Below are 17532 nucleotides of genomic sequence, written 5' to 3'. Positions count from 1 at the left end.
TCGGTTACTCCGCCAACGACGGCTTCTCCCACAGGTTGATGCCGCCTTCCTGAGCGAAGCGGTCGATTTCGGTCAGTTCTTCCTGACTGAATTCGAGGTTTTTCAGTGCTTCGACGTTTTCAATGATCTGCTCCGGACGGCTCGCGCCAATCAAGGCTGAGGTCACGCGCGGATCACGCAGGGTCCAGGCCAACGCCATTTGCGCCAGGCTCTGGCCGCGACGTTTGGCGATCTCGTTCAATGCGCGAACGTGAGCAATGTTGGCTTCGGACAGGTGAGAAGCCTGCAACGAACCGCCACCCGGACGATTGACCCGGGCATCCTGCGGTACACCGTTGAGGTATTTGTCGGTCAACAAACCCTGCGCTAACGCAGTGAACACTATCACTCCGGCGCCCAGCTCATCGGTGGTGTCCAGCAGGTCTTTTTCGACCCAGCGATTGAGCAGGTTGTAGGCGGGTTGGTGAATCAATAACGGCACTTTCCACTCTTTCAGCAGCGCGGCGATTTCACGGGTTTTGTTGCCGGAGTAAGAAGAGATACCGATGTACAGCGCCTTGCCCTGCTGCACGGCAGTGGCCAGAGCGCTCGCGGTTTCTTCCAGTGGCGTGTCCGGGTCGAAACGGTGCGAGTAGAAGATGTCGACGTAATCCAGGCCCAGACGCTGCAGACTCTGATCGAGGCTGGCCAGCACGTATTTGCGCGAGCCTCCACCCTGGCCGTAAGGGCCGGGCCACATGTCCCAACCGGCTTTGGTGGAGATGATCAGCTCATCGCGATACTGCTTGAAGTCCTCCTGGAACAGCTTGCCGAAATTAGTCTCGGCGCTGCCGTAAGGTGGGCCATAGTTGTTGGCCAGATCGAAGTGATTGATGCCCAGGTCGAACGCCGTGCGCAGCATCGCACGTTGAGTGTCGAGCGGCGTGCTGTCGCCAAAGTTGTGCCACAGTCCCAGCGATAGCGCGGGCAGTACCAGCCCACTGCGGCCGGTGCGGCGATAGGGGATTTTTTCGTAGCGGTTTTCGGCAGCGGTATAGGTCATTGTGGGTCTCGTGGGGTAGTCGAAGACGGGGTCGTTTGCGCTGGCCAGTGATAAAACTCCAGGCCCAGAGCGCTGCGATTTTTGAAGCCGTTCCAGTAGGTGTGATCAGGTTTTTCGCGTCCGGTTTCGTCTTTCGACCATTTGCCGTCGGCGGCCCTTGGCACCAGAGACAACCAGGGCTGGCGATCGACGCTTTTGAGTTGCTGGTCGAGAAAGGCCAGCACAAAGTGCTGATTGATGTTGTTGATGCGGCTTATGTCCCAGACCGGCTCAGCATAGGCGGAAAAATCATCGGGGTGACTGCTTGCGGCCGCAGGGGGCGGATTGGGCGCGATGTTGTGTCGGGCATTTTCGTAAACCAGCAGGTAGCGGTTAGCATTCTTTGCGCCTTCAGCCAGGCGTCTGACGCCGTCAGCGTAACCTGCGACATCATCCTGATCGCCAGCAATGAACAGGCTCGGAACGCGCAGTCCCGCCAGCCCTTTTTCCTCGAACAGGCTTTGCTGTCCGCCCCATGGCGCGAAGGCGATCAGCGCTTTGATGCGCGGGTCTCGAGCGGCTTCGAAGTCCGGGTTGCCCGCCTGTCTGGCCTGCAAGGCCGTGCCGGGTACAAAGCGTAGTGCTGCCGCTCCAGTGCCGACGCCTGCCGCATTAAGCACGCCATAGCCGCCCATGGAATAGCCGAGCAGCGCGGTGTGGTTGACGTCTATTTTGCCGGCGAGTGGATTGCCACTGCCTGACTTCGCCCACTCCGTGACCTGGTCCAGCACGAACAGAATATCCAGAGGGCGGTTGAGCAGCGTGCTGGCGAAGCCGGCCCGGTCGGCGCGGGTGGATTCAGTGTGATCAATGGCGACGACGATATAGCCGTGGGAGGCGAGAAATTCGGTCAGGTAACTCATCTGCAAGCGTGAGCCCGGATAACCGTGGGACACGATCACCAGCGGGAATGCCTTGTCTGTGCGTGGCAGCGCATCGCGTGCAGCGCGGCCTTCGAACGTGAACGCGGTATTGGGCCGGGCCGGGTTGTTGGCGCCTGCACCCAGCACATCGGTGTAAGTGCTCAGCTCGGCCTGGCCGGTTTTCAACTGAGCCGGATACCAGACTTCCAGACGCAGCGGCCGGTCATAGCGCGGATTGCTGTCCGTGCTGGTAGCCGCGAGGATATTGAGTTGATCGCGATGAATCACGTCAACGGTCCTTACGCCCACCTGATAATCACCGCGTGCGGCCAGTTCAGGCGCATCCGGGCGCGGATCGCCATTGAGCGCGAAGGCGCTGCACGACAGGCCCCATACCAGTAGCAGGCTGGCGACTCTCAAGGGATTGTTGTTCACTCGGAATCTCCGGCAAAGCGATGGCGTGGCCGTTGCAGGCCAAGGTTTTCCCGCAGTGTGTTGCCGCTGTACTCCGTGCGGAACAGCCCGCGGCGCTGTAGTTCAGGTACCACGTAATGGGCAACGTCTTCTAGCCCACCGGGCAGGTGCGGCACCAATACATTAAAGCCATCGGCGGCACGCTCCTCGAACCATGCCTGCAGCTCATCGGCGATTTGCGTAGGGGTACCGATCAGGCTGTAGTGCCCGCGACCCCCGGCAATTCGACGGCCCAATTGGGCAAGGGTCAGGTTTTCATCTCGGGACAGTTGGGTCAGCAGCTTCTGGCGACTTTGTTGGCCACTGTCGGTCAGCGGCAGTGGTGGCAAGGGTTCGTCCAAGGGGTAACCGGACAGATCGAAATTGCCCAACATCCGGCCCAACAAGGCGACGCCGACTGTGGGTTCTACCAGTTCCTGAAACGCTTCGAATTTCTCCTGGGCCAGGGCTTCGCTGTCGCCCACCACCACGAGCACACCGGGCATGATTTTCAGGCTGTCAGGATCGTGGTCGAAGCGTGCCATACGACCCTTGATGTCGGCATAGAACGCCTGGGCATTGGCCAGTGAGGTTTGCGCGGTGAACACCACTTCGGCGGTTTCAGCCGCCATTTCACGGCCGACTTCCGAAGAGCCTGCCTGCACGACCACCGGTTGCCCTTGAGGCGAGCGAGCCACGTTCAGCGGGCCTTTGACCCGGAAGTGTTCCCCGTGGTGATTCAGCACGTGCAGCTTGGCCGGGTCGTAATACTCGCCGCTGGCCTTGTCGCGAACGAAGGCATCGTCTTCCCAGCTGTCCCACAGGCCGGTCACGACTTTATGAAACTCGCGCGCCCGGCTGTAGCGTTCTGCGTGACCGATGTGTTCGTCGCGGCCGAAATTCTGCGCTTCAGCGGCTGCGTCGGAGGTCACCAGATTCCAGCCAGCGCGGCCGCCAGACAGATGATCCAGTGAGGCAAACTTGCGCGCCACGTGATACGGCTCGTTGTAGCTGGTGGTAGCAGTGCAGATCAGACCGATGTGCTCGGTGACTGCGCTGAGCGCTGACATCAGGGTCAGCGGTTCAAAATGATCGGAGCGCGCCATGTGGCTGGCGCTTTCACCGGTTGCAGCGGCCACGCTGTCTGCGACGAACAGGGCATCGAACTTTGCTGCTTCGGCCACTTGCGCCAGATGTTTGTAATGCTTGAAATCCAGTCCGGCGTTGGCCGGTACATCCGGATGACGCCAGGCCGCCACATGGTGCCCGGTGGCCATGAGAAAGGCGCCGAGTTTGAGTTGGCGTGGAGTGTTGCTCATGTGTTGTTCCTTGTTGAATCAGTGGCAGATCCACAGGGTTTGTGTCTAGTGGAGATATTTTTGTAGGTGCTCACGAGCATTGCGAGGCAGCGATGGCGGTCTGTCTGATGCACCGCTATCGCGGCCTCGCGGTGCTCGTGCGCTCCTACAGATTTCCGTTTACTGCGCAACAGGGTGGTGTCAGGGACGCCGGTGTACGTCCCACAGCACATGCATCAAAAATCCTTACGCAACTGCACACCAAAATACCGCTCGTCATCACGCGGTACCGCGCGGGTGATGTAGTTTCCGCCTGTAGCCAGGCCCGGTGAGTAGGATTTGTCCGCCAGGTTTTTGGCCAGTAGCGCTACGCGCCAGCCATTGGTGTAGTCGGCCAGTGCGACGCTGGCGTTCCAGATGCCGTAGGCGCCCTGGACAGTGTCCGGGTTTTGACTGATGTCGTACTGCACTTCGCTCTGCCAGCTGTAATCAGTGCCCAGCTCGACATCCAGACCATTGTCCAGCGGGATGCTGTAGTCAGCCCGCACATAGCTTTTCCAGTCAGGCGAGAAGGGCAGGGTTTTGCCGTCGACGTTGCACGATGCTGCCGCGCCCGCCGGGCAGGCGAAGGTATCGATGCGCGCTTTGGTGTAGGCCACTGCGCCGGAAAACTTCAGATTCTGGGTGGCTTGCAAGGCGAAATCCGCCTCGACACCTTCGGTGGAAACGCTCCCGGCGTTGATCAACCGCGTCACCACGCTACCGGCCACCGTATCGAAGAAGTTCGCTTGATAGTTGTCGTAGTCGCTGTGGAATACCGCAAGGTTGGTGATCAGGCGATTGTTCCAGCTGGTGGCCTTGACGCCCAGTTCCCAGGTGTTGGAAGTCTCTGGTTTGAGCGCATCGGTATCACGCGGCTGCATGTTGAAGAACACGTTGTAAGCCGGTCCTTTGTAGCCGCGTGAATAGGTCAGGTAGGTCATGACGTTATCGGTCAGGTCATATTGCAGACCAAGACGCCCGGACCAGCCATCTTCGTCCACTGAGCCGGAACTGCTGGTGCCCGGATTGATTCCCGGAACCTGGGTTGCGGACGTCGAAACCCGGCGATGGTCATATTCCAGTTCATCGTGAGTCCAGCGCAAACCGGCGATCCCGCGAAACGCCGGAGTGAAGTTCAGCGTGCTTTCGCCAAATACCGAATAACTGTCACTGGTCGTCCCGTAGTCAGCCACACCCACGGCGCTGGCGGTCGGCGTGACCAGCGTGCGGCGATAAGTTTCTTCATCCTTGCCATGCATGTAATACAGGCCGCCGACGTATTCCAGAAACTGGCCTTTTGGCGAGGCCAGACGCAGTTCCTGCGAGTATTGATTGAAGTCCAGATCGCCCTTGTCTTCAGTGCCGGGGAATGCCGCCGTGATATTCGACAGACGATCGCCGTCCTGCCACTGCGTGTTGTTCCAGCCGCGCCAGGCGGTGATCGACGTCAGGGTGTAATCCCCCAGATTCCAGTCCAGTTGCGCGGACAAACCTTTGTTGATGTCTTCAACGTGGCTGCGGTAATCGCTGACGATATCGCGGTTGTCGTTGCTGGCGCGTACCGGCGCGAGGGCTCCCGCAAAGGCCGGGTTCAGCGTTGAGCTGACGACGCCGTTCGGTGCGTCATCGTGGGCCTGCATGTAGTCGGCGATCACGGTCAGTTTGACGTCATCGTTGGGCGTGAATTCGAGTTTGCCGCGCGCGCCCTTGCGGTTGTAACCGTTGACTTCATGGCCGTTGGCTTTGTTGTCGACGTTGCCGTCATAGCTGCCGAACAAGGTCGTGATCGAGCCTTTCAGTGTGTCCGGAATCAGACTGCCGCCGATGCCGAAACGAGTGCGGCTTTCGTTGCCGCTGTAGTACGACTGATCGATGTAACCATGGGGCTCTTCAGTGGGCGCCTTGCTGATCACGTTAAGCACGCCCGCTGAAGCGTTCTTGCCGAACAGCGTGCCTTGCGGGCCGCGCAACACTTCGATGCGCTCCAGATCGAGCAAGTCCAGCGTCGCCTGACCGGGGCGGGCGTAAACCACGCCGTCCACTACTGTCGCGACTGTCGGCTCGACACCCGGCGAGGTGGAGATTGTGCCCACGCCACGGACGAACAACGAGGTGTCTTTGTTCGATGCGCCGGTGCGGAAGTTCAGGCTGGGGATCTGCTGGACGATGCTCGATACGCCGTTGCGGTTATCACGCTCCAGTTGTTCACCTTCGACTACAGAGACTGCCACCGGTACCTTTTGCAGCGACTCTTCGCGACGGGTTGCCGTTACGGTCACTGCCTGCAAGGTCGCCGTCTGACCGTCGGCATTGGTTGTGCTGCTGTCGGCTGCGATGCCTGGCAGTGAAGTCAACGCCAGTGCTGCGGCGATGGCTTGCGCCAGACGCGCCGGTTTGATGATGTCCCCAGAGGTGTGTTGCATGTCGATGCTCGCTTGAAAGATGCCCTGACTGCCGTGACTCTTCGGTCACTGCTCCTGATGTAGGCGTTGGCTGTGTTCCGGCGGCATTCGCTCAAGCGAGTAGCTGACAAGATCATTCCGTTAGCGCTAACATCGCCAGTATCAGCAAGGACGGGATAGATCGTCCAATACTCAAAAATTACTTTTATATTCTTTTTTGTTAGAAGGGCATGAGCCTTGAACGATCAGAAAAGTCCGCCGCGCAAACGTCGTGGGGCAGGGCGTATTACGCTGGATGCGGTGGCCAGACATGTCGGCGTATCGACAATGACGGTTTCGCGTTACTTCAATCAGCCGGATCAAGTGTCTGACGAGCACCGCGAGCGTATCGCGGCTGCGGTGGCTGAGCTGGGGTATGTCCCCAATCTGGTGGCGGGCGGTCTGGCGTCGGCGCGCGGGCGGATTGTCGGCATGGTGGTGCCGAACATCTCCGGGCCGATCTTTGCCAGCACGATTCAAGGTTTCAGTGACACCCTGACGCGGCACGGTTATCAGTTGCTGCTGGCGTCGAGTTACTTCTCGGTCGAGCAGGAGGAAAACGCCGTTCGCGCCTTTCTCGGCTGGTCGCCTGCCGCCTTGGTAGTGACCAGTCATTTTCACAGCGCGGCCACCGAGAAGATGTTGGCGGACACGGATATTCCACTGGTGGAAACCTGGGATTACCAGCCGGATCGTGCGCCGATCCAGATCGGCTTTTCCCACTACGAAGTGGGTGTCACCGCCGCGCGTTACCTGTATGGCAAGGGCTATCGAAGGATCGCTTTCGTGCAGAACAGCGCACCGGGTGACTTCAGTGCCATTGAGCGTCGTGACGGCTGCGCGGCAGCGTTGGTCGAGTTGGGACTGACGCCGATCCTGTTTGCGCCGGACTCTGATCGAGCGCCGTTCGAAGCAGGCAAACAGGCAATGCAGGCGTTGATGAGTGCGGCTGAAAAGCCCGATGCGATCGTGTTTGCCAACGACAACCTGGCGGCGGGCGGACTGCTGGCAGGACAGCGTGCGGGGCTGCGTATTCCGCAGGATTGCGCGGTGCTGGGCTTTGGTGATTACGCGTTTGCCGAGATGCTGTTGCCGAGTTTGAGCACGATCAAACCGCCCGCGCTGGAGATCGGCGTGCTGGCCGCTACCCGGTTGCTGCAAAGCCTGGGAGTGGTCGAGCTGGAAGGAGAGTTGCAGCGCTTGAACCTGCTCAAGTGTGAAGTGATTGAGCGGGAGAGTACGTGATTCCGAGCTGGGGATTTTTCTTGTGGGGGCAGAGCTTGCTCGCGATAAGGCTGGACTCGGTTCACTTTAAATCCCGTCCAGACTTATCGCGGGCAAGCCCAGCTCCCACAGGTCAGCCTTCGCAAATTAAAATCGGGTGTTATGCAATTTTAGAATAACCATCTGAGAAAATATTCTTTTAAGAAATATATCGTCTCGTGGATTATTTAACCCAGGCGTCGTCGCAGAGCCAGCCGCTCTGCCTCGGGCTTTTCATTTGAAGGTTTTGCAGGAGCACACAATGGGCAATGTCCAAAGCGCCAGCGCACTCGATGTGCTGTGGCGTCCGGCACCGGGCGGCGAGCTGCTCGATCTGGGGCGCGTGTATCGCGGTCCCTTGGCGCTGTCGCGTCTGCACAGCACGCCGAAACGGATTTTGAGCCGTCGTGAAGCCGTATTGCTGGGCGTGTTCGCCTTGGTGTTGCACGGCGCGGTCATTTACTGGGTCAACCAGAATCCGCCTGCTCCGTTGCCGGTCGCACCACCCGAAGTTCCACCGATGACGATCGAGTTTTCCCAGCCTGCGCCGCCAGTGCCAGTGTTAGAAACGCCACCGCCGCCCGAGCCCATCGTGCAGCCGGTCGTCGAGGAACCACCACCGCCTGTGGAAGACGAACTCGCGGTCAAACCGCCACCGCCCAAGCCGATTCCAAAGCCCAAGCCGGTTGTAAAACCTGTGCCCAAGCCGGTCGCCAAACCCGTTGAGCAACCGCCAGCACCGCCGGCGCCGCCACAACCGGTTGCAGCACCTGCGCCGCCCGCGCCACCTGCACCAAAACCAGTAACGCCAGCTTCTGCCAATGCCGGTTACCTGAAAAATCCGGCTCCGGAATACCCGGCACTGGCCATGCGTCGCGGTTGGGAAGGTACGGTGTTGTTGCGAGTGCATGTACTGGCCAGCGGCAAGCCGGGTGAGATTCAACTGCAGAAAAGCAGCGGACGCGATCAGCTCGACGACGCGGCCCTGGCAGCGGTTAAACGCTGGAGCTTCGTACCGGCCAAGCAAGGCGACGTCGCCCAGGACGGCTGGGTCAGCGTGCCCATCGATTTCAAGATTCGTTAACCCTTATTCGTTTGAATCTGCGAGCTACCTGAACAAAAGGCGCATCGCTACACAACCTGTCTTGTTCAGAGACATGCCTTATTCAGAGAGAGCCGCGCCATGAACCTACTTGCTTCCCCTTTCGAATCCGTCGAGCACGCCGTCATCTGGCTGCTGGTCCTGTTTTCCGTTGCGACCTGGGGCCTGGCCCTGCTCAAAGGCGTGCAGTTCACCCGCCTGAAGAATCAGGATCGCAAATTCCACAAGCAATTCTGGGCCGCATCGAGCCTTGATTCCGCCGCGCAACTGGCTCAGGAACAACCGGGTGCAGCCGCCCGTGTAGCGCTGGCCGGTTACGCCGCGATTCAGGTGCCGGATGGTGCGCAAGCTGCTGACCTGAGCCAGGCGATCAATCATCAGGACCGCCTGGAACGTGCCCTGCGTCAGCAAATCGTACGTGAGCGCCGTTCCCTGGAAACCGGTCTGGCGGTAGTTGCCAGTATCGGCAGCACCTCGCCGTTTATCGGTCTGTTCGGTACGGTCTGGGGCATCATGTCTGCCTTGAAAGGCATCAGCGCAGCGGGTTCAGCGAGCCTTGAAACCGTTGCCGGGCCTATCGGCGCTGCGCTGGTCGCCACGGGTGTTGGTATCGCGGTCGCGGTACCAGCGGTGCTGGTTTACAACTACTTCCTTCGCCGTTTGAAACTGACTGCCGCTGACCTGGATGACTTTGCCCACGACTTCTATAGCCTGGCGCAGAAGAACTCGTTCCGCGTCCTGTTGCACCCAGTGCTGACCAAGCACGGCGCACCCGCTGTAGGCCACAAAGTGCAGGAGGCGTCCTGAGATGGCTTTCTCCACACAAGACAGCGATGAAGTCCTGAGCGAAATCAACGTCACGCCGCTGGTGGATGTGATGCTGGTGCTGCTGGTGGTGTTTATCGTCACCGCGCCACTGCTGACCAACTCGATTCCGATCAATTTGCCGAAGACTGAATCGGTCGCCCCGGTGGAGCAGAAAGACCCGCTGGTGGTGAGCATCGACGGGCAGGGCAAGCTGTTCATCAACAAGGATGAAATCCAGCCTGACCTGTTGGAAACCAACCTCAAGGCCGCCAAGGAAAAAGCCCCGGATGTACGGGTGCAATTGCAGGCCGATAACGGTGTGAACTATGGGGAAGTGGCGCGAGCCATGGCGTCCATTGAACGGGCAGGAATTACCAAGTTGTCGGTGATTACGGCCAAGTGACTGGCTGAAGCGTTATCTAAAAACTTCGTTGTTTTTACAGGCTGTTCCTTTGGCATGAGGGCAGCCTGTTTTTTTATGCATTTTCGGGATAGCGCTTATCCCTGTGGGTGCCGGGCTTGCACGCCTGCAGGACCGGCTCTGCATGGATTCTGTGGGAGCCGAGCTTGCTCGCGATACATGAGACGCAGCTATAAGACCCACCGCATTATCGTTTATCGTCGAAATGCCGCCCAGGCCAAACCCGGCTCAACAGGGATGTGAACGCCACACCATTGCATTTCACCCCTTCGGCCAACCACCGCCCAGCGCGCGATAAAGTCTGACCCGGTCAATCGCCGCCGCCGTTGCGCTATCCACCAGAGCACTTTGGGTATCCAGCAACGCACGCTGCACATTCAGCACGTTGATGAAGTCCGCCGCACCCTGGGCGTAGCGATCCCGGGCAGTGCTCAGGGCGATATTGTTCTGGCTGACGGCTTCCTGCAACGCAGTGTGTTTTTGCTTCTCTGCGGCATAGTCCGTCATGGCGTTATCAACTTCATGCCAGGCCCCCAGTACCACACGCTGGTAATTGAGTGCCGCTTCCTGCTCCTGCCGTTTGCGCAGTTCCATGGTGCCGGTCAGGCGGCCGCCCTGAAAGATCGGCAGGTACAGGCTTGGGCCATAGGTCCATTGGCGAGAACTCCACGCGCCCACATCCGAGCCGTCCAGCGCTTGCGTGCCGAAGCTCGCACCCAGGCTGACCCGTGGATAAAAGTCCGCTTGTGCCACGCCAATTGCCGCAGTGGCCCGGTGCAGGGCCGCTTCGCTTTGCTGGATATCCGGCCGTCTTTGGGCCAGTTCCGAAGGCAGGCCCAGCGGCACGTCTGGTGCAGGATGAGGAATATTTTTCGGTTCGAGCAGTTCAGCGCTCAATGCGCGAGGCGGTTCGGCGAGCAGGTAACTCAGGGCGTTGATGAGGCGATCCTGTTCGGCACCCAGAGTTGGAATCACCGCTTCGATGGTCGCCACCTGCGCGGCTGCGTTGGACGTGTCGAGGTTGGTGGTCACGCCATTGTCGAAACGGGCCTGAGTCAACTGCCGACTCTGTCTGGCAATCTCCAGGTTCTGCCGTGCAACGCCGAGTTTGGCCTGCACGCCGCGCAGGCGGATGTAATCGGTGGCGGTTTCGGCGGCGATGCTCAACAGCACGCCGTCGCGCTGGGCCTGGGTCAGTTCGATTTCCGCATCGGCGGCTTCGACGTTGCGCCGTACATGGCCCCAGAGATCTAGCTCCCAACTGGCATCCAGCGTCGCGCTCCACAATTCGAACGGGGACTGGCCTTGTTCGCCGGAAGGATCATTGAGACCTTCGGCGCTGTTGCGCGCACGGCGATAACTGCCATTGGCGGCAACGCCGGGCAATTGCTGGCTGCCGGTGACCTGACGCATGACCCGGCTTTGCTCCAGGCGATTACTGGCTTCGCGCACGTCGAGATTGGCCTTGGCGGCGCGTTCCACCAGCGCAGTCAATTGCGGGTCGCCCAGTTGCTGCCACCATTGGCTGTCCGCAGGGCTGCCCGGCGTAGCGCCGGGGCGCACGCTACCTTGCCAGGTCTGCGGCAGCTGCGCTTGCGGGCGTTGAAAGTCAGGGCCGACCGAGCAGGCACCGAGGCTGACCATAGCGGCAAACAGCAGGCAACGTTTCATCTCAGTGCTCCTGCGCGGTGTCGATTCGCGCCACGACCGACATGCCGATCCGCAGCTTTTGCAAATCTGGCTGATCGGCATCGAACCTGATTTTCACCGGCAGACGCTGGGTCACTTTGGTGAAGTTACCGGTCGCGTTATCCGGCGCGATAGGCGAGAACGAGACACCGGTCGCCGGGGCAATACTGTCGATGTAGCCGCTGAAGGTGTGATCAGGAAAGCTGTCCACGCTCAGTTCGACTTTCTGTTGCGGCTGCATGTGAGCCAGTTGGGTTTCGCGGAAGTTGGCGACCACGAAGGCGTCCTGCAAAGGAACAATGGCCATCAAGGCTTGCCCCTGAGAAACATACGCGCCGACGCGGACCGAGCGCTGACCGACCATGCCGTCTTGCGGCGCGGTAATGCGGGTGTAAGACAGATTCAGATCAGCCTGTTGCAAGGCGGCCTCGTCTTTGGCCAGCGCTGCCTTGGCGACTTCCAGCTGCGCCTTGAGTACGTCGAGACTCTTGGACGCGGCGACACGCGAGGCTTCATCGCGATCACGAGCGGCTTGCCAGCCCAGCAGTTCGGCATCGGCTTTCTGGCGTTCCTGCTGAGTACCGGCCCCGGCGTTGGACAGGTTCAGGTAACGCTTGGCGTTTTCCTGGGCAAACTTGAGCGATGCAGCCGTGGCGCGCGTGGTCGCGGCGGCTTGATCAATGACCGCAGCCTGCCGTTCGATACTGGCCTTGAGGTTCTGGATTTGCGCGGACGCCGCTTCAACGTTGGCCTTGGCCGACAGTTGCGCGACGCGGTAATCGGCATTGTCGATTTCAGCCAGCAGGTCGCCAGCCTTGACCCGCTGGTTGTCTTCAACGGCTATGTTGATGATCTGCCCGGAAAGGCGCGGCGAAACCATTACCGAGTCGGCGCGGATGTAAGCGTCGTCGGTCTGTTGCACGGTGCCGCCGCTGATCAGGCGATAACCGATGTAAGCGACGCAAACGACGACGGCGACGCAGGCCAGGGAGAGGGCGGTTCTGTGCTGTTTCATGACGGTACCGGAGATTGCGGTGGATAGGCGCGCTTGGGCAGGGTCAGCAGAATGACCAGCAAAACGCCGATGATGGCCAGCAATGCGAGGAAGGCATCGCTGAAACTCAATACGTAGGCTTGTTCCTTGACCTGACGGGCCAGTGCTGCGGTGCTCTGAACGCTGTGCAGAGGTTCCAGGCCTTGCAGCCTTGTGCCCACACCGTCGAGCAATACGTTGGAGTGGAAGTGCTCGCGGTGGGTGACAAAGTTTTCCAGCGCAGCCCCGGCAATCACCGAAAACAGCCCGCGCAGTGTGTTGACCATCGAAGAGGCGAACGGCCCTTCAAGGGGCTGAATTACCCCTGTCGCATTCATCAGCAACGGCACCACCACCATGGGCTGGCCGAAGGTGTGGAGTAATTGCAGCAGGTAGAAGTCGTCGCGGATCCATTCGCTGGTGATCTGCGAGCCGCCCAGACAGGCGAGGGTCAGCAACCCGAGGCCGAAGGCAATTACATAACGCGAGTCGACCCAATTGCGATTGATCATCCAGGCCACCAGCGGCGCAATCAGCAATTGCGGCAGGGCGATGATCAACGCAGTCGGCATGGTTTGCAGCGGGCGGTAGCCTTGAATTTGGGTCAGGTAAGACGCCGGGATTGCGCTGCCCGCCAGCCCGACAAAGAGAAACAGGCACAAGGTGATCAGGCCGTAGCTGAAGTTGCGACGCTTGAGCAATTGCAGTTTGAACAGCGGCAGCGGATGAAACCATTCGTTGATCAGAAACGCGGGCAGACACACCGCAGCACCCAGTAACAGGAAGCTGATCAGCGACGAGTTGAGCCAGTCCAGACGCTCGCCCTGTGTCAGCGCGATGATCAGCATGGAGACGCCGCTGACCCCCAGCAACGCCCCGCGCCAGTCTGCCTGTTTGAAGCGTTCCAGACGCAACGGATCCTGCGGCAATCCATAAGCAATCAGCGCAGCCCCGATCAGCCCGGAGGGGATGATCTGCCAGAAGACCATTCGCCAGTCGACACCTTCGGTCCACAGTGCGGCCAGCGGCATCGCCAGATTAGGGCCGAAAGTCGCCGTCAGCGCATAGGCTGACAAACCGTACAACTTGATATGCCACGGCAGAAAGCGTAACGCGGCAGTCATCAGCAACGGCGGTAGCGCACCGCCTGCGATGCCTTGCAATACGCGCAGGGTGACAAGACTTTCCAGATTCGGCGCGAAGGGGATGATTGCGCCGAAAAACGTAAAGGCGAAGGTCGCGACGATGGCAAAGCGACGCAGGGAAAAGGTCACTGCAAACCATGGCGCAAGCAGCATGGCCGAGACTTCGGCAGCAGCGTAGACCGAACTGATCCACGTGCCGTCATCGTGTCCCAGACCGTACACGCCTAGAATGTCGGCCAGCGTGATATCGGTGACCCGATCGTTGATTCCGGAAGTCAGCGCAGCAATCAGCACGCCGACCAGACCCAGTGCCAGGCGGATCGTAAACGGTGCGGGAGAGGGCGGTGGTGGAGGCGCTGACACGTAAAAATCCTGCTGAGAGTGTTTCAGTTATTAACTGTAAGGCGGTACACTGTATCAATCAGTGGTACTTATGACAAGGTGTGTCCATGACGACAACGGATCCAGATCGCGGTGGCGTGCAGGTTATTTCCCGGGCAGCAGCGATCCTGCGCAGCCTTGAGGGAGAGCCTGCCGGTTTGAGCCTTGGGGAAATCGCCAAGCGTTGTGAGTTGCCTCGTTCCACGGTGCAACGATTGGTCGATGCACTGGCACTGGAAGAGCTGCTGGAAGTACACGGGCGAGGCGGAATCTGTCTGGGCCCGGCGTTGATGCGTCTGGCTTCCCATAGCCATGTGGATATCGTGCAGAAGGCGCGCCCTTACCTCGAAAGGCTGGGAGCGGAGACTGGAGAAACAATTGTGCTGGCCAGTGCTGCGGGGGCTGAGCTATTGATTTTGCACACCGTGGTGTCGAGTCATTCCTTGAGGGTTTCCTCCGGGCCGGGGGGCATTTTGAACATCTATGGCATTGGTGGGGGTAAAGCCTTGCTGGCCAGGATGGACAACGAATCAGTGGTCAAACTGATCGGCCGCAAGATCAAGCCGCTGACGGCCAACACCCTCACGTTGCCCGAGCTGCTCGAGCAGTTGGAAGGCATCAGGAAAACCGGGATTTCCTATGGCAACGAAGAGCACACCCAAGGCGTGGCTTCGGTGGCCGTGAGTCTGCAAACTCCGCAGGGCTTTTATTCGATTGACGTCGCAGGCCCAGCCTGGCGAATTGCCCAGGCCAGAGAGAGCATCGAGAAAGCGCTACTCAAGTGCCGGGAAGAGTTGATGAGTGGGTTGCGGGGTGTTGAATAAGAGCAGGAGCAGGACCCTGTAGGAGCTGCCGAAGGCTGCGAAAGCGATCTTCCCGATATGCCGCCATCGCAGCCTTCGGCAGCTCCTACAGGTAGGTATACCTCTCAGCTACCCTGCAACGGCTTGGCATCCTGGAAAAAGTAGTCCTTCCACGATTCAGGCTTGTTCTTGATCGCTCCGACGCGGTGCAGGAACTCGGCCAGTGGGTAGGTATTCTTCGGTGTGATGGTGAACTCGAAGTCCTTGTTGTCGATGATTTTCAACAGCTCATCCCGATCGATCTTCGCCTTGGTGACACGAATGTAAGTGTCTGCCGCAGCGCCTTTGTCCTTGCGGATAAAGTCTTCAGCTTCGCTCAGTGCCTCAATGAACGCCTTGTAGGTCTTCGGATTTTCCTTGCGGAATTTCTCAGTGGCGAACAACAGCGTCGGTGAATTTGGACCCAGCAGGTCGTAGGTGTTGAGCACCACATGTACGCCTTTGGCGGCTACTTCCTGCTCCTGGAATGGCGGGTTGGAGAAGTGCCCGGTCAGTTCGGTGCCGCCGGCAATGATGCTCGCGGCTGCGTCAGGGTGGGGCAGGCTGACGGTGTATTTGTCCAGGCGCGCATATTCCGCATCGCCCCACAGTTTGGCCGAAGCGTATTGCAGATAACGTGATTGCACTGAAACGCTCACCGCCGGGACCGCAATGCGATCTTTATCGGTGAAGTCAGCGATGGTTTTTACCTTGGGATTGTTGCTCACCAGGTAATACGGGAAGTTACCCAGCGAAGCCACGGCCTTGACGTTCTGTTTACCGTGAGTCCGGTCCCAGATGGTCAGCAATGGCCCGACACCCGCACCGGCAATATCCACCGCGCCGGTCAGCAGTGCGTCATTGACGGCTGCGCCACCCGACAATTGCGTCCAGTCGACCTTGATGTCCACGCCATCTGCTTTGCCGTGTTTCTCGATCAGGTTCTGATCGCGCACCACGTTGAGCAGCAGATAAACGATGCCGAACTGCTCGGCGATGCGCAGTTGCCCTTCAGCCTGGGCGGCGGTCGGCATGGCGAGGCTGCCCGTCAGCAGCGTAGCCGCCAGGCCAAGCGAGGTGGCCAGACGGGAAAGTCGGGGGCGACGTGTCGAGGTTTTAGTCATGCCGTGCTCCAGCGTTTAGCAGAGAAAGATGTTAGCGATGGAGCAGACGATATAGGTATAAGAAAAAATATTTAAATAACATTAATGAATAACGTTATGGTCAATAAATGGCTGTTCGCCAAATGATCTTGCGCGCCCTCAAGCAGCTCATGCGTGACTTTACCGCAGTCAATTGTGCTGGTTGTTGATATAACATAACATTGTCCTGTCTTATCAAGATTGTGCGCAGCCGTTCGTTTTTTACTGATAGCAGCCGCTTTTGCTTCAACCCCTCACCATGAGTTTCTCGATGACGACCCATCTTCTGAAGCCGTCGGCTTCCACTCGATTGCAATCGATCGACGCGTTGCGCGGCCTGATCATTCTGTTCATGTTGCTCGACCATGTTCGCGAGACCTTCCTGCTGCATCTTCAGGTTTCGGACCCGATGGACGTGGCCACCACGCCGCCTGAGTTGTTTTTCAGCCGTACGCTGGCGCATCTGTGTGCGCCGCTGTTCATCTTCCTGACCGGCCTGTCGGCATACCTCTATGGCGAACGCCATGGGGCGAGTGAGGTGTCGGGCTTTCTGTTCAAGCGCGGGCTGTTCCTGATTGCTCTGGAAGTTACGCTGGTGAACTTTGCCTGGACCTTCCAGTTTCCGCCGACCACGGTTTATTTGCAGGTCATCTGGGCCATCGGTCTGAGCATGGTGGCATTGGCAATTCTGGTGCGGCTGCCAAGACCTGCATTGGTGTTCATCGGTGTGGTGATCATTGCCGGGCATAACCTGCTGGACGCGCTGCACTTCACTCAGGAATCAGCGATGTATGTGCCGTGGGCGATCCTGCATGATCGGGGTTGGCTGGTGCCTTGGGATGGTCTGCGTTTGCGCACTTCGTATCCGCTGTTGCCGTGGATTGGGGTCATTGCCCTGGGTTACGCGGCGGGTCCGTGGTTCGCTTCCGGGGCTGATGCGCGCAAGCGTCAGAACAGGCTCGCACTGGCTGGTCTGGGTCTGCTGGTGCTGTTCTTCCTGTTGCGTCTGGTGAACGGTTACGGCGAGAAGCCCTGGTCGGTGGGTGAGACCAGCGTGCAGACGCTGATGAGCTTCTTCAACATCACCAAGTACCCGCCATCGCTGCTGTTTCTCAGCCTGACGCTGGGCATCGGTCTGTTGTTGCTGGTCTGGTTTGAAAAGGCGGCAGGGCGGGCGTGGTTCAAGCCGCTGCTGGTGTTCGGTGCCGCACCGATGTTCTTCTACCTGCTGCACCTGTATGTGCTGAAGATTCTGTACCTGATTGCCGTGGCGATCTGGGGTACGAACAAGGGCAATTACTTTGGCTTCGATTCGGTGGGCGCGGTCTGGCTGTGCTCGGTTGTGCTGGCGGTGGGGCTGTTCCCAGCCGTCAACGCGTTCGCCAGCTTCAAGGCGCGGCGCAAGGACATTGCGTGGCTCAAGTATTTCTGAAATCTGAACGTGTAGACGCGGTGTCTCGAGGCAAACGCTAGACCTGTAGGAGCGCACGAGCACCGCGAGGCCGCGATAGCGGTGTGTCAGGCAAATG

The 17532-nt window shown here is 59.2% G+C and carries 14 protein-coding genes; 6 read left to right on the top strand and 8 right to left on the bottom strand.

Annotation, left to right across the window (positions count from 1 at the left end; all coding sequences use genetic code 11):
• Window positions 1-4: 4 nt before the first annotated feature.
• The 4 genes from mgrA to ABRP31_RS17640 all read right to left on the bottom strand — a co-directional run bounded on the left by mgrA (window position 5) and on the right by ABRP31_RS17640 (window position 6160).
• Window positions 5-1042: an L-glyceraldehyde 3-phosphate reductase gene (mgrA, locus tag ABRP31_RS17655; protein WP_349969518.1), complete on the bottom strand. Its 1038-nt coding sequence runs from the start codon at window positions 1040-1042 to the stop codon at window positions 5-7.
• Window positions 1039-2379, bottom strand: a complete 1341-nt coding sequence (locus tag ABRP31_RS17650) for a dienelactone hydrolase (RefSeq protein ID WP_349969517.1) — start codon at window positions 2377-2379, stop codon at window positions 1039-1041. The genes mgrA and ABRP31_RS17650 overlap by 4 nt, the downstream gene beginning before the upstream one ends.
• Window positions 2376-3716 (bottom strand): LLM class flavin-dependent oxidoreductase, encoded by a 1341-nt coding sequence (locus ABRP31_RS17645; protein WP_349969515.1) that lies wholly within the window; start codon window positions 3714-3716, stop codon window positions 2376-2378. The genes ABRP31_RS17650 and ABRP31_RS17645 overlap by 4 nt, the downstream gene beginning before the upstream one ends.
• A gap of 215 nt (window positions 3717-3931) precedes the next feature.
• The gene (locus tag ABRP31_RS17640; protein ID WP_349969514.1) at window positions 3932-6160 is read right to left on the bottom strand and encodes a TonB-dependent receptor; all 2229 of its coding nucleotides are present in this window, start codon (window positions 6158-6160) and stop codon (window positions 3932-3934) included.
• Between the two features lie 216 nt (window positions 6161-6376).
• Between ABRP31_RS17640 and ABRP31_RS17635 the strand changes: the two genes are divergently transcribed.
• The 4 genes from ABRP31_RS17635 to ABRP31_RS17620 all read left to right on the top strand — a co-directional run bounded on the left by ABRP31_RS17635 (window position 6377) and on the right by ABRP31_RS17620 (window position 9753).
• Window positions 6377-7423: a LacI family DNA-binding transcriptional regulator gene (locus ABRP31_RS17635; protein WP_349969513.1), complete on the top strand. Its 1047-nt coding sequence runs from the start codon at window positions 6377-6379 to the stop codon at window positions 7421-7423.
• A gap of 280 nt (window positions 7424-7703) precedes the next feature.
• Window positions 7704-8525, top strand: a complete 822-nt coding sequence (locus tag ABRP31_RS17630) for an energy transducer TonB (RefSeq protein WP_349969512.1) — start codon at window positions 7704-7706, stop codon at window positions 8523-8525.
• Window positions 8526-8624: 99 nt separating this feature from the next.
• Entirely contained in the window at window positions 8625-9350 is a 726-nt protein-coding gene (locus ABRP31_RS17625; RefSeq protein WP_087265187.1) for a MotA/TolQ/ExbB proton channel family protein, read from the top strand.
• A 1-nt stretch (window position 9351) separates the two neighbouring features.
• Window positions 9352-9753 carry a biopolymer transporter ExbD gene (locus ABRP31_RS17620; protein ID WP_087265186.1) on the top strand — a complete coding sequence of 134 codons (402 nt, stop codon included), beginning with the start codon at window positions 9352-9354 and terminating at the stop codon, window positions 9751-9753.
• A gap of 279 nt (window positions 9754-10032) precedes the next feature.
• Here ABRP31_RS17620 and ABRP31_RS17615 read toward each other — a convergent pair whose 3' ends face one another.
• Genes ABRP31_RS17615 through ABRP31_RS17605 form a run of 3 tightly spaced genes read right to left on the bottom strand, consistent with a single transcriptional unit; the run spans window position 10033 to window position 14001 of the window.
• On the bottom strand, window positions 10033-11442 hold the full coding sequence (locus ABRP31_RS17615; RefSeq protein ID WP_349969511.1) for an efflux transporter outer membrane subunit: 1410 nt from the start codon (window positions 11440-11442) through the stop codon (window positions 10033-10035).
• Between the two features lies 1 nt (window position 11443).
• Window positions 11444-12475 carry an HlyD family secretion protein gene (locus ABRP31_RS17610; RefSeq protein WP_349969510.1) on the bottom strand — a complete coding sequence of 344 codons (1032 nt, stop codon included), beginning with the start codon at window positions 12473-12475 and terminating at the stop codon, window positions 11444-11446.
• Window positions 12472-14001 (bottom strand): MFS transporter, encoded by a 1530-nt coding sequence (locus tag ABRP31_RS17605; protein ID WP_349969509.1) that lies wholly within the window; start codon window positions 13999-14001, stop codon window positions 12472-12474. The genes ABRP31_RS17610 and ABRP31_RS17605 overlap by 4 nt, the downstream gene beginning before the upstream one ends.
• Before the next feature lie 86 nt (window positions 14002-14087).
• Here ABRP31_RS17605 and ABRP31_RS17600 point away from each other — a divergent pair, with 86 nt between their 5' ends.
• Complete coding sequence (locus tag ABRP31_RS17600; protein ID WP_349969508.1) at window positions 14088-14843, top strand: IclR family transcriptional regulator; 756 nt, start codon at window positions 14088-14090, stop codon at window positions 14841-14843.
• Between the two features lie 104 nt (window positions 14844-14947).
• Here ABRP31_RS17600 and ABRP31_RS17595 read toward each other — a convergent pair whose 3' ends face one another.
• A complete protein-coding gene (locus tag ABRP31_RS17595) occupies window positions 14948-15985 on the bottom strand; it encodes an ABC transporter substrate-binding protein (protein ID WP_349969507.1) in 1038 nt (345 codons plus the stop codon).
• Between the two features lie 289 nt (window positions 15986-16274).
• On the opposite strand from ABRP31_RS17595, the gene ABRP31_RS17590 reads away from it, so the two are divergent.
• A complete protein-coding gene (locus tag ABRP31_RS17590) occupies window positions 16275-17435 on the top strand; it encodes a DUF1624 domain-containing protein (protein ID WP_349969506.1) in 1161 nt (386 codons plus the stop codon).
• Window positions 17436-17532: the final 97 nt, after the last annotated feature.

Origin of the sequence: Pseudomonas caspiana, from assembly GCF_040224095.2 — a bacterium.
Lineage (GTDB): Bacteria > Pseudomonadota > Gammaproteobacteria > Pseudomonadales > Pseudomonadaceae > Aquipseudomonas > Aquipseudomonas caspiana.
This window is presented reverse-complemented; position numbering and strand designations above follow the sequence as displayed.